Annotated in this window: 10 protein-coding genes; 4 read left to right on the top strand and 6 right to left on the bottom strand. The window is 63.1% G+C overall.

All coding sequences use genetic code 11. The features are described 5' to 3' along the window. Positions 1-156 precede the first annotated feature (156 nt). From VVT58_RS15850 to VVT58_RS15860, 3 genes are read left to right on the top strand one after another with little or no spacing between them, the layout of a single operon-like run. Entirely contained in the window at positions 157-1533 is a 1377-nt protein-coding gene (locus VVT58_RS15850) for a hypothetical protein (protein ID WP_066563113.1), read from the top strand. A 16-nt stretch (positions 1534-1549) separates the two neighbouring features. Next, a complete protein-coding gene (locus VVT58_RS15855; RefSeq protein WP_066563115.1) occupies positions 1550-2962 on the top strand; it encodes an acyl-CoA reductase in 1413 nt (470 codons plus the stop codon). Continuing rightward, positions 2959-4038 carry an aldo/keto reductase gene (locus VVT58_RS15860; protein WP_102999821.1) on the top strand — a complete coding sequence of 360 codons (1080 nt, stop codon included), beginning with the start codon at positions 2959-2961 and terminating at the stop codon, positions 4036-4038. The genes VVT58_RS15855 and VVT58_RS15860 overlap by 4 nt, the downstream gene beginning before the upstream one ends. Here the strand turns inward: VVT58_RS15860 and VVT58_RS15865 are convergent, their stop codons facing one another. The 3 genes from VVT58_RS15865 to VVT58_RS15875 are packed head-to-tail and all read right to left on the bottom strand — an operon-like array spanning position 4039 to position 8647. After that, positions 4039-5751 carry an amidohydrolase family protein gene (locus tag VVT58_RS15865; protein ID WP_066563116.1) on the bottom strand — a complete coding sequence of 571 codons (1713 nt, stop codon included), beginning with the start codon at positions 5749-5751 and terminating at the stop codon, positions 4039-4041. Between the two features lie 14 nt (positions 5752-5765). Continuing rightward, positions 5766-7223, bottom strand: coding sequence for an acyl-CoA reductase (locus tag VVT58_RS15870; RefSeq protein ID WP_066563120.1), 1458 nt, complete (start codon positions 7221-7223; stop codon positions 5766-5768). 8 nt (positions 7224-7231) lie between these two features. Beyond that, positions 7232-8647, bottom strand: coding sequence for a hypothetical protein (locus VVT58_RS15875; RefSeq protein ID WP_066563121.1), 1416 nt, complete (start codon positions 8645-8647; stop codon positions 7232-7234). A 256-nt stretch (positions 8648-8903) separates the two neighbouring features. On the opposite strand from VVT58_RS15875, the gene VVT58_RS15880 reads away from it, so the two are divergent. Next, positions 8904-9305, top strand: a complete 402-nt coding sequence (locus VVT58_RS15880) for a nuclear transport factor 2 family protein (RefSeq protein WP_066563122.1) — start codon at positions 8904-8906, stop codon at positions 9303-9305. A 14-nt stretch (positions 9306-9319) separates the two neighbouring features. Here the strand turns inward: VVT58_RS15880 and VVT58_RS15885 are convergent, their stop codons facing one another. From VVT58_RS15885 to VVT58_RS15895, 3 genes are all read right to left on the bottom strand, one after another. Beyond that, positions 9320-10207 (bottom strand): AraC family transcriptional regulator, encoded by an 888-nt coding sequence (locus tag VVT58_RS15885; RefSeq protein ID WP_066563124.1) that lies wholly within the window; start codon positions 10205-10207, stop codon positions 9320-9322. Between the two features lie 84 nt (positions 10208-10291). Beyond that, a complete protein-coding gene (locus VVT58_RS15890; RefSeq protein ID WP_327754021.1) occupies positions 10292-11590 on the bottom strand; it encodes an MFS transporter in 1299 nt (432 codons plus the stop codon). Between the two features lie 354 nt (positions 11591-11944). Further along, positions 11945-12202, bottom strand: a complete 258-nt coding sequence (locus VVT58_RS15895; protein ID WP_066563125.1) for a hypothetical protein — start codon at positions 12200-12202, stop codon at positions 11945-11947. Positions 12203-12302: the final 100 nt, after the last annotated feature.

Below are 12302 nucleotides of genomic sequence, written 5' to 3' on the forward strand. Positions count from 1 at the left end.
CGAAAGATAGCAGCCTTGTTTTGGCAGGGGATCGGCACGCCATCGGGCGGAAAGGTCATGCTGAGAATAGTATGTCCTCCCCATAACAGTGAATCGAGCGGCTAAATATCGGGCATCGCCTATACTTCCCGGCAAAGCTGAGAGGAGTTTTCACTGATGAGCGCCGTTGACGAATTGATCGCCCTTGCCCGGTCGCCCGATCCGTTCCGGAACGCCCCGGACAATCTGGCCGAACTGCAACTGGAAGCGGCGCGCGAACGCTTTGCGGAGCGGCGCCAGCAGATCCGGGTGCTCGACAAGCGGGCGAAAGAAGCCGGTATCGACAGCATCGACAGCCTGGCCGACCTCGTCCCGCTCCTGTTCGCCCACACCAATTATAAAAGCTATCCGGAGGCGTTCGTCGACAATGGCCAGTGGAAGCATATGAACATGTGGCTCGGCACGCTGAGCAGCTATCCGACGGACAATATCGAGGTTGCGGATGTGCGCGACATTGACGAATGGCTGGACCGCGCCAAGGCGGCGGGCCACCATGTCTTCGCGTCGAGCGGGACCTCGGGCAAATCCTCCTTCCTCAACCAGTCGACGCAGGACCGCGACCTGTCGCTCGCCGCCTGTCTGGCGGCGGCCGACCTGTCGACACCGGCCTATGTGCCCGATCACGGCCGCTCGGTCTTCACCATGATGCCGCCGCGCGGCACCCACAAGATGATTGAATTCTGCAATGTCCATTTCCCGCGCTGGGCCGCGCCCGGCGAATTTCATCGCCTGAGCGACTATCCGATGCGCGCCTTTGATGCCATGCGCCCCGCGCAGCTGCGCCGCCTGCTGGCTGCCGGCAAAGTCGGTCCCGGCGAGATCGCCGTCTATGAGGCGGAGGTCGAGGCCCGCCAGCAGACGCGGGCAGGCGAGTTCGACGCATGGATGGACCTGCTTGTCAGCCGCCGGGATCGCCCGCTCTATATCGGCGTCATGTATGGTGTCGCCTGGCAGATCGTGCAGGCCCTGCGCGCGCGCGGGATCAAGGATGGCGATTTCCATCCCGACACGCTGATGAGCTTTGGCGGCGGCACCAAGGGGGCGGCTGTCCCGGCCGACTATAGGGAACAGATTATGAGCTTTTTCGGCGTCACGCCGGACCGCATCACCAGTTCCTATGCCATGGTCGAAATGAGCGGCTTCTGCGCCAAGATCCAGCCGACCGAATCCTATGCGGTGCCGCCATGGATCATCCCCCTCATCCTCGACAAGCCGGGCGAAAAGCTGCTGGGCACGACGAAGGATGTTGGCCGGATCGAAGGCCGAATGGCGTTTTTCGATATATTGGCGGACGGCCGCTGGGGCGGCATCATCTCTGGCGACAAGGTGCAGGTGGAGTTCGGCTCCGGCCTGGAGGGCGTGAAGACGCCGGTCGTTCACGCGATCGCCCGTTACGCCGATCTGGAAGAAGGTGAGGACAAGCTCAGCTGCGCCGGATCGATCGATTCCTATGTGCGCGGATCGATTACCGCACCCCAGCCGGTCGCGGCCTGAACGACAGGAGGCAGACATGCTGCATGAAATCATCGCCGATAATGACCGGCTGCTCGTTCCCCATGTGATCAAGGGCGTGGTCCAGCTCGACGCCGCCGTCGAGCACCGGTCGCGGGCCAGCGGCACGACGGTCATGACCCCTTCGATCGATCTGGACTCGCTGATCTGGCCGCGAAGCCAGCCCGGTCCCGCCTTCGACACGCCGCTTGCGGAGATCGTGGATTTTCTCGTCGAAGTCGGCAAGGCGCTCGATTTCGACCGGAACATCTATCTCCAGGAGGCTGCGGCCTATAATCTGCGCTGCAACACTCTTGGCGCGCGCATCCTGGAGAATTGCTACCGCGATATCGCCTGGTTCTTCACCCGCGAGGCGGTCGAGGCGGAAGCCGAACAGTCGCTGGGATCGCTCGACGTGCTGGATGGGTGGGCGCGGCGCGACATTCAGGGCACGGCCTTCGACATCCGCGCCTTCCCGCCCCGCATGGTGCATGTTCTGGCCGGCAACGCCCCGATCGTGCCGCCGGTCACGATTGTCCGAGGAGCGATCAGCAAGGGCGTCCATCTGCTGAAAATGCCGTCCAACGACATGTTCACGGCGACCGCCCTGCTGCGGACGATGGCGGATGTCGGCCCCAACCATCCGGTGACGCGCTCCTTCTCCGCCGCTTACTGGCGCGGCGGCGATGCCAGCATCGAAAACCACATCCTGCGCTCGCAATATTTCGACAAGCTCGCCGTCTGGGGTGGCGAGGCGGCGGTACGCCATGCCATGCAATATGCCGCGCCGGGCTTCGAGATCATGTCCTTCGATCCCAAGGTCTCGATTTCGCTGATCGGCCGCGAAGCCTTTGACGACGTCCCCCTCGCGACCATTGCCGAACGGAGCGCGGCCGACATCATCGCCTTCAATCAGGATGCGTGCAGCTGCGCCCGCTTCCAGTTCATCGAAGGATCGGACGAACAGGTCGATCGCTATTGCGAAGCGCTGGTGGAGGCGATGGGCAAGGATATCCGCTATGGCGCCGGCCCCGACGGCCCGCTGCCGCCCGCCATGCTGATCGACGAACTGGACATGCTGGGCAATCTGGAACCGGTCTACCGCCTGTTCGGACGTCCCGACGGCCGGGGCATAGTCATCCGCTCCAGCGAACCTGTGTCGTTCAATCCCGGCGGCAAGCTCGTCAATGTCGTCGCGGTCGACCGGCTTGCCGATGCGATCCAGCATGTCACCGTCGCGACCCAGTCGGTCGGCGTCTATCCCCCCTCCCGCATTGCCGAGGTGCGCGATGGGCTTTCCTCGGCGGGCACCCAGCGCATCGTCGGTCTCGGCAATATCAACACCGGAAAATTCGGCGGCCTGCCGCACGATGGGGGATGGCCGGTGCACAAGATGATGCACTGGGTCGTCACCGAAGCAGCGAAAGATTGAAAACGACCATGACACAGACAAACATTCAGACGCTGTCGCTCGACAGCTATCGCCTGCTCGGCCGCTCGGGCCTGCGGGTTTCCCCGCTGGCGCTCGGGACCATGACCTTTGGCGAGGAATGGGGCGCGGACGAGCAGGAATCCCGCCGGATTTTCGACAGCTATGTCGACCAGGGCGGCAATTTCATCGACACGGCGGGCTATTATGCCGACGGCGTGTCGGAAACGCTGACCGGCAAGTTCGCGGAAGCCAAGCGCGAACGGCTGGTCCTGTCGACCAAATATTCGCTGACCCGATCGGTCGGCGATCCCAATGCTGCCGGCAACAGCCGCCGGAACATGATGCAGACGGTCGAAACCAGCCTCAAGCGCCTGCGCACGGACCGGATCGATCTGCTCTTCCTGCACGCCTGGGACGATACGACGCCTGCGGATGAGATCATGCGCGCGTTCGACGACCTCGTGACGCAGGGCAAGATCCTGTATCTGGGCCTGTCGGATACACCTGCCTGGCAGATGGCCCGGCTGCAAACCGTGGCGGAATTGCGGGGATGGTCCCAGTTGGCGGCCTTGCAGGTCGAATATAATCTGGTCGAGCGCACGGCCGAACGCGAACTCATCCCCGCCGCCAAGGCGCTGGGTATCGGCGTCATGCCCTGGTCGCCGCTGGCGAGCGGCATGCTGTCGGGCAAATATGCGACCGGCGGCAGCGCCCATGCCGGCGAATCTGGCGGTCGCGGTGCCCTGCTCGAAGCGGCAGGCCGTGTCGACGCGCGCGTGGTCGCCATCGCCGATGCGGTGAAGGGCATCGCCGACGAGATGGGCGTCACCTCGGCGCAGGTGGCGATCGCCTGGACCCTTACCAATCCGGCGGTCGTCTCGCCGCTAGTGGGCGCGCGGACGATGCGGCAATATGCGGATAATGTCGCCGCGCTTGGCGTCACGCTGGAGGCAAGCCAACTGGAACGTCTGGATGCGTTGAGCCGCACGCCGCTCGGCTTTCCGCATGATTTCCTCGCCTCGCCCTTTATCCGCCATGGACTGACGGGCGGCACGACCATCCAGCCGCGCGCCTGATCAGGCGGCGCGGATCAGCCTTCCGGGACGCGCGCCAGTGTCGGCGCCGTCCCGCCGGGTGATCACGCCGCTGACCATCGTGGCGCGATAACCGGTCGCCTGCTGCGCCAGACGGCGCCCACCGCCGGGCAGGTCATGGACGACATGAGGGGCATGCAGCCTGAGCGCGCCATGATCGATCAGGTTGATGTCGGCCTTCATCCCCGGTTTCAGCCGCCCCCTGTCCCGCAGCCCCAGGAAATCGGCGTTGTCCGCGCTCAGCGCCTTGACTGCCGCAGGGATCGTCAGTTGCTCGCCGACCCGATCGCGGGTCCAGTAGGACAGCATCGTCGTCGGATAGCTGGCATCGCAGATGATGCCATAATGCGCGCCGCCGTCGCCCAGTCCCACGATGCTGTAGGGATCGCGCATCATTGCAAGCGCAGGGTCCAGCGACTTTTCCGCATAGTTGGAAAAGGGCATCAGGATCAGCGCATGGCCCTCCTGCTCCAGCATCAGATCATAGACCAGTTCGACAGGACCGACGCCGCGCTTTGCGGCCAGCGCGGCGATGCTCCGGTCCGGTGAAGGTTCATAGTCCGGCTCGGCTCCGAGCGGATAGATATTGTCCCATGTGCGTAGCAAGCGATGCAGCGGCGTCGGCGTCTCATCCGGCTCCTCCGCGATCAGTCGCGCGCGGAAGGCGGGATCGCGCATGATGGCGACCTTTTCAGCCAGCGGTCGGTCCGCAATCGCACGATAGCTTGCACAATGGCTGAACGCGTTGGCCGACGTCGACAGGCCGCACATCGCGCCCATCGGCCGGGGAAAAACCTGCGCCAGCACCGGCGCCGCGCTGGTGCGATTATGCTCGGCCAGCGCATCCATGGTGCGCCGCCAGCCCTGCGGATCGGTCGACCATTGGGCGAGCGAATAGGTCAGCGGACGCCCCGAGGCGCTGGTCATGCGCTTCATCAGGTCGAGATCGCTGGCCCAGTCGGCGGTATCGAGATTCGGGATCATCTGAAGCACGCCGCGCCCCGCATCACCCACCGATCGGGCGATCGCCACCAGTTCATCGCTTTCCGCCTGAAAGGACGGGATGAAAGCGCCATCGCCGCGCCGATGCACCAGCGAACGCGATGTCGCGAAACCAAGCGCGCCGGCCGCCATCCCCTCCGCCACGAGCTGCGCCATTCGCGCGACATCCGCCGCGGTCGCCGGCTCGCGGTCCAACCCGCGCTGGCCCATCGCATAGACCCGCAGGGGCGAATGCGGAATATAGGCTCCCACATCCGCGTCCCAGGCACGCGCTTCGAGCGATCGCAGATAATCCGGGAAGCTCTCCCAGTTCCAGGGCAGACCCTTCGCCATCACCGCTTCGGGAATGTCCTCCACGCCCTCCATGACATTGACCAGCGCCTCGCGGTCCTCCGGCCGGCACGGCGCGAAACCGACGCCGCAATTGCCGATGACGACGGTGGTGACGCCATGTTCGGCGGAAGGCACCAGACTGTCCGACCAGGTGACCTGCCCGTCATAATGGGTATGAACATCGACGAAGCCGGGCGTGACGAGGAGGCCACGGGCATCGATCTCCTCGCGGCCTTGACCGACATCAGCACCGATCGCCGCGATACGGCCGTCGGCAATGGCGATGTCCGCCTCGAACGGATCACCGCCTTGCCCGTCGACCACCGTTCCGCCCCGGATCACCAGATCAGCGTCCACCATGTCCTTGGCTCCCCTCAGCCTGCCAGCGCGGCCAGCATCTCGCCGGATGCCTGTTCTTCGGTCACCCATTTCAGCATGCGGCGTACTGGCTCGATCGCATCCTGCCTTTCCATATTATGCTGCATCGTCGCGGCCCCGCCCAGCGACACGATCCGCTGCGCGCCCTGAAAGGCGAGACGGTCGCGCAGCTCATCCTTGAGGCTTTCGGGAAAGATGCCGATCGTCTGGGTATAGGCGTTGACCGCGCTGACGGCCGTTTCCCTGCTGTCGATGGGCACGATATTGCCCACCCGGCAGGCGAGCGTGCGGGAAAAGTCGACCGGATAATCCTCCTGGCTGACGATCACCGCGCCCTCGTTGGTCCGACCGCCGAAGATGCGATAATCCTCGTCATTGAGGCGGATGCCGTCGATCTCGGCCTTGAGCGCGCCGTCGAACGCCTTGTGCGGCGTGCTCAGGTGATCGGGCAGACGCTGGAGTGCATCGAAGGTCATCTGCCCCAGCCGATTGGCGCGCTCCAGCCCGGCTTCGTCCGTGCCGCATTCGACATAGATGACGCGCGCGGACACGCAGCCTTCCTGATTCTGGGCGCCGATGTCGAGCGCCAGACGGCGTGCCACCTGACCCAGCGTCGCTTCATCGGCGAAGGCTTCGCGACCGATGATCGTTCCCGACAGCTTGGGGTCCTGGGTGATGAGGTCGATGCCCGGTTGCAGATAGCGGGTGATGTGCTTGACCGAATCGAACCCGCCCCAGGCGACGATCTTTTCGACCCCGCGCGGATCGTAAATCGCGGATTCCACCTGATCGTCGCCGCCCTTCCAATAGGCGACGGAGACATGTTTCGACAGCGGATGGTCGGGGTCCATCTCGACCATGGTTCGCACCAGCGCGGCGGCCGTCAGCGGATCGTTGGACGGCAGCTTGATGATCGCGTCGGACCGGGTCAGCGCATTGCGGATCACCGTCAGGATCGACACGATCGGCGCATTGCCGGCAATGACATGCACGGTCCGCGCGCCGAAAGCGCGCGTGCGGGCGGTCAGGCCCGGAAATCTGCCAGCCCCCTGATCCACCCAGCCTTCCAGATAGTCGACGCCGCAGGAGCGCTCCATCATCCGCCGCATTTCGGTGCGATCGAAGGCGGCGCCGATATGCTGGAAATGGACGCGCAATATGCTCTCCGACAGGCCGGAGGTCAGACAGGACAGACGAAACGCTTCCTGCAAATGCCGGTTCTGCCCGAAATCCAGCCGCTCCCCCAGGGCGACGAGGAAATCCAGTATCTCGTCGAAGCTCAGCGAATAAAGGTCGGCCATGGCCGAGGGCGTCCGCAGGGGCAGGCGCGCGACATGCTTGGCGATGTCGGGCGCCGAGAAGCTGACGCCGCCCCGGCGGCCGCCATAGTCGACTTCAGCATCATCGATGATCTGGCCTCGGATGATGAGGGGAACGCGGAATTGATCAGTCATGGCTCTACTCACATCGACAGTTCGGCAAGAAATTCGAGGGCGCGATCATGCGCTTCGGGGGCGCCGGCGCAGACGATGCGGTCATCGCCGCCTTCCTTCTCGCTGTAGCGGCGTACCGGCGGAATGACGTGCGGCCCGGTGCGGCCACAGGCGCAGGGCTTTTCCCAGCCCGCCAGCGTGATCTCATCCCCCGTCACCAGCCCGGCCCAATAGGTGTTGGGCATCAGGTCGAACGAGGCGAAGCGGCCGGTCAGGCCGTCCTTGCGCGGCAAGGGCTTGCCGGTCGCCGGATCGAGCAGGAACGGAATCTGGATCGGCGGGATGTGATAATGGCCATGCTCGCACATCATCGACAGACCCATCTGTTCGGACGTGGCGTACATTTCATAGATGGTATCGAAACCCAGAAACTCGAGTACGCGCTCGCGCCAGTCGTCGGGCAGTTCCTTGCCCTTCTTGCCGCCGCCGGTCAGCAGCACGCTGCCCTTGCCGAAGACGTTCTTGAGGCCACGCTTCAGCCCCTCCTCCGCCCAATCGTAGAGGATCGCCCACATCGCCGTCACATAGACGTCGCGCCCGCCGAAGCGCCGCTGCGCCTCGCTGAAGAAATGCTTGAGGTCGTCGGGCCGGCGGCGCTCCAGTTCCAGCAGGGCCTCCCGCCGTTCCAGCAGGACCGGCGGAATGTCGATCATGCCGGCCTCACCCCGTGCCTCCGCCGCACGCAGGCGGCCGCCCAGCGAGGCGATGTCCGCGCTGAAGCGGGCGTCGGGGTAGAGGAACAGGGTGTTTTCCTCGCCCTTGGCATAAAGATCGACCTGGATGCCGTTACCGCGCTGCATCGCGGCGGCGCCATAGCGATAGCCCGGAATGATGATCGGCATCCCGTCCTTCAATATGTCCGGGCCGCGACCCGGCCACCAGTCGCGGATAATGACCGCCGAATGGACGATGGTTTCGCGCCACTGTTTCTTGGTGCGGGGGACAAAGCTCAGCTTGCCGGTCGTGCCCGACGTATGCTGGATAGTAAGATCGGTTTCCGCGTCGAGCAGGTCGATCCAGTCGTCGATCGTCTCGATCCCGCTGGCATCGACATGGGAAATGTCGCTGGTCGTCAGGCCCGCGAGCCATTTGGTCAGCTTGTCGAAGCGGCTGCGCTCCAGATAGCTGATCGGATAGGATTTGTAGACGGTGTGCGGAAACAGCAGCGGCGCCAGATCGTTGATCGTCTCGATCGTCTCGATGCCCTGCTCGCGCGCCAGCTTGTCCAGCACCGACAGGCCAGGACGAAGTTCGGCAAAGCGTTTGCGCGCGCCTTCCAGATGCAGCCTGTCGATCTCGTCGCGGCTGAGCGTGAAGGCCTGCGCATAGGGCGCGTCGTGGAAACTGGTGGGATCGGCGATCAGTCGATCGAGATAGCTGGTCATGGAGAGAATCCGCCTTTCTGTCGGAGACGGATTGTGGCGGCGACAGCGCGATCCCCGCAATGCCGATGCCTACAGCCGGAACGCCCAAACATCGTCAGGCGGACATGAAGCGCATGGGTTCGGGCCGGCACGGCCGCCGCGGCATTGCACTGCCATCGCGGCCGCAGCATGGTGCAGGGGACGTGGACGCTCGGCTCCGGCGAAAGGCGGGGCCTGCGGCCAATGCCATCTCTATGCAGACAAGGAGGATGAACCGATGGGACTGAGCGTAAAGGACCGGCTGAACATTTACGATCTGTTCGCGCGCTATTGCCAATATGTGGATAGCGGCAGGGCGGCCGAATGGGTGAACCTCTTCGCGGAGGATGGCTGCTTCGAGATTGTCGGCCAGATGACCCTCCGGGGTGCGGGACAACTGGGCGGAATGCCGGCGATGCTCGCGGAAAGGAGCGGCGGCAAATGGCGTCACCAGATCACCGACATCATGATCGACGCAGGCCCATCCGATGACGCCGCCCATGTCGGCGCCTCCGGCCTCGTGACGGACTGGAACGATGGCGGCCGGGTCATCATGTTCGCCAATTATCAGGGCGCACTGGGCAGAGGCGACGGACGCTGGAGGATCGCCAGATTGACCGCAACCATGTTGACGGGCTGAACGGCGAAAGCAGCCTATCGACCGGCGCCGCGTTCTTCCCGAAATTCGCGCGGCGTCATGCCGGTGGCCTTGCGGAAAGCGGCGGAAAAGGCTGCGGCGCTCTGGAAGCCGCAATTGCCGGCAATCACCTTGATCAGCACACCGTCCCGCGCAAGCTGTTGCTGCGCATGGGCGATCCTGCGGCCAGCGATATAGTCGGACAGGGTAGTGCCGGTGGTCGCTTTGAACGTCCGGATCAGGTGCCGGGGGCTGGTGCGAATTTCCGCCGCCAGATCCGCGACCGACAGATCGCCTGACAGTTCGGCTTCGATCCTGTCCTTGATCCGGCGCAACCGCCAGCCCGGCATTTGTCCATGGCCGCTACGGTCGTCCTCCGGAGCCTGCCGGAAATGCCGGCACAGTTCGACGACCAGCAACAAAGCCATGCTCTCCAGCACTATATTCTGTCCGAAACTGGGGTTGCGCAACTCTTCCAGCAGGCGCGCAAGCCCCTGACGCACCCGACCGATCTGCACATCGTGGCAGGGCGTCAGATCAGCCAGACTGTCATCCTCGAACAGCTGCATCGCCCGTTCATTTTCAAATGTCAGGCACAGCAGGCTGTGTTCGCCCGGTTCGCTCAACGCCGAAAATGCGCCGCCCTTGGGCAGGAAAACAATATCGCCCGGCGGGTCGGCGAGCCGGCGGTCGGCGCTGAAAAAGCGCGAATTGGTACAGCGCGGGCCGATGGAAAAGTCCAGATAATAGGAATCGGGCTGGTAAACCGCGCGGCTGCTCTGGGTCCAGCCGAAGTGCCGGATATCCGCAAAAATTCCGTTGGCGTGAACCTGTCGTTCGACATGGAAATGCGATGCCGTACGCGGCGCGCACAGGGGCAGATCAGTGCCGATTGCGTTCTGCATCCTCAACCTCCTTGCCATCAGTCGAGTCTGTTCCCGACCTGGAAGGGCCGGGCTATTATTTGCCAATTGGCCGCGGATGGCAAGTCAGGGTTGATCATGATCGTTCACATCGGCGATCATCCATCGGCTCGCCAGCGCGAACAGGCCGGCGGCAAGGATGAAGAAGCAGGATCCGAAGCTGAGCGACAAGCGCAATCCCTGCGCGCTGGCGGCCTCACAGGCCTCGACCGGCCGCTTCACGCAGTCGGCGAGGCTGAGGCCCGCGGACACCCGTGCGGCTTCCCCCAATATGTCGCTGACAAGGCCGATCAGCGGCGGCCCCAGACCATAGCCCAACAGCGAACTTGTGGCGATGATGATGGCCGACGCCATGGCCCGCATATGCGGGGGCGCGACGTCCTGCCCGTGCGCATACATGGCGGGCATGTAGAAATGCTGCCCCATCGAGGCGAACACCATCAGCGCGACGGCAAGACCGACCGTCGGCAGCTGAAAGGCGACGGCATAGAGCGACCCGCACCAGAGCAAGCCGACGGACGGCAGCCACGCCTTGATCCGTGGATAGCGCCGCCCTCCGAAATCCATCAACGGTCCGCCGATAAGCGTGAAGACAATGCCCACGCCCCCGATCACCAGCCCCATCAGCAGCGACGCGGTTGCCAGGGACAGGCCATGTCCGCGCATGAGGAAGGACACCATATATTGCTGGTTGGCATAGCTGCCGATCCCGGCAATGCCGCCCGCGACCGCCACGAGGGCAAAGCTGCGCCGGACGAGCAACTGGCGGACCGTATCGATGAAAGACGCCGAGTGAGAGGGCCCGGGCTGGCTCCGCTGGGGTTCCGGCACAGTGGCACGGAACAGCAGAGCGAGGACTATGCCGGCCATTCCGCAGAGGAGGAAGGCCGTGCGCCAGCCAAAGGCAGCGATAAGGGCACCCCCTGCCACTGCGGCGACAATGGCTCCGACCGGGCCGGCCACCCCGAAAATGGCAATGACAGTCGTCCGGCGCCGTGCGGGAAATGCATCGGAAATCAGGGAATGGGACGCTGGTGTGCATCCCGCTTCCCCGATGCTGACCGCTGCTCTCCCGACAAGCATCTGGAGGAAATTGGCCGCTATCCCGCAAAAGGCCGTCATGACGCTCCACAGCATCAGCGAAAAGGCAATGATTCCGACCCGTCGGCCACGGTCGGCCGCCCGCGCGATCGGGAAGCTGAAAAGCGTATAGAGTATGGCGAAAGCCGGTCCGCCGATCAGGCCCAGTTGAAAATCGCTGAGGTGAAGGTCGACCTTGATCATTTCCTGCGCGACCGAAAACAGCAGGCGATCAATATAATTGAGACAATTCAGGAGAAACAGCGCGACAATTGTCCACGACAATACCGATCGCCTGCTCGCCGGAAACGACATTTCATAGGGCGTCGCCCGCTGCGTAGCATCCATGGATGAAGGATTGTGCATCACTCGTCCAAATCCGTTATAACGACCTTCCTGAGGACTATGTCAATGCCGCGTCGCATTCCCTCGTCACGGCTATCGCCGGCAAGACAAATATCGCGTAATGGACATATTCGTCCGGAAAATGCCTACTGCCCGGATCTTCCGCAAGGTTGCAGAAAAGCCATCGGCGAAATATCGAAATTCTCCGAGTATCGCCAACACTTGCCAACAACTTCGACCTTTCATCCACGCTCTGTGCGACACGGCCGGATCAAGAGTTTGTCGAGCTAGCCCTCATAGGCAGCGACGCCGCTTCCCGCCATATCGTTTTCCGCAATATTCATTCAGATCGCGCATTTCCTTCGCGGCCGCCACCGCCTGTCCTCGATCACAGGGGAATTCCTTTTCGATAAAGGAACGAGATTCCACTCGCTCGCACAATTCCTCAATATCACACCGCGAAAGAATGTTTTTTTCCCGCAAATAGAAGATAAGACTTTGCAATATAATCAAAGCCTTGTCTCCATTATCGACCGATTGATTGACATCCATTCCACGATCCTGGATTGTTAAAATGACGGAACAATTATGCTTTCATGAATTGATTCAGCAGTTACGCAGAAGAGGAGCCGTTAGGCCCCCGACGAAAGAT

This window comes from Sphingobium sp. SJ10-10, assembly GCF_036038995.2.
Lineage (GTDB): Bacteria > Pseudomonadota > Alphaproteobacteria > Sphingomonadales > Sphingomonadaceae > Sphingobium.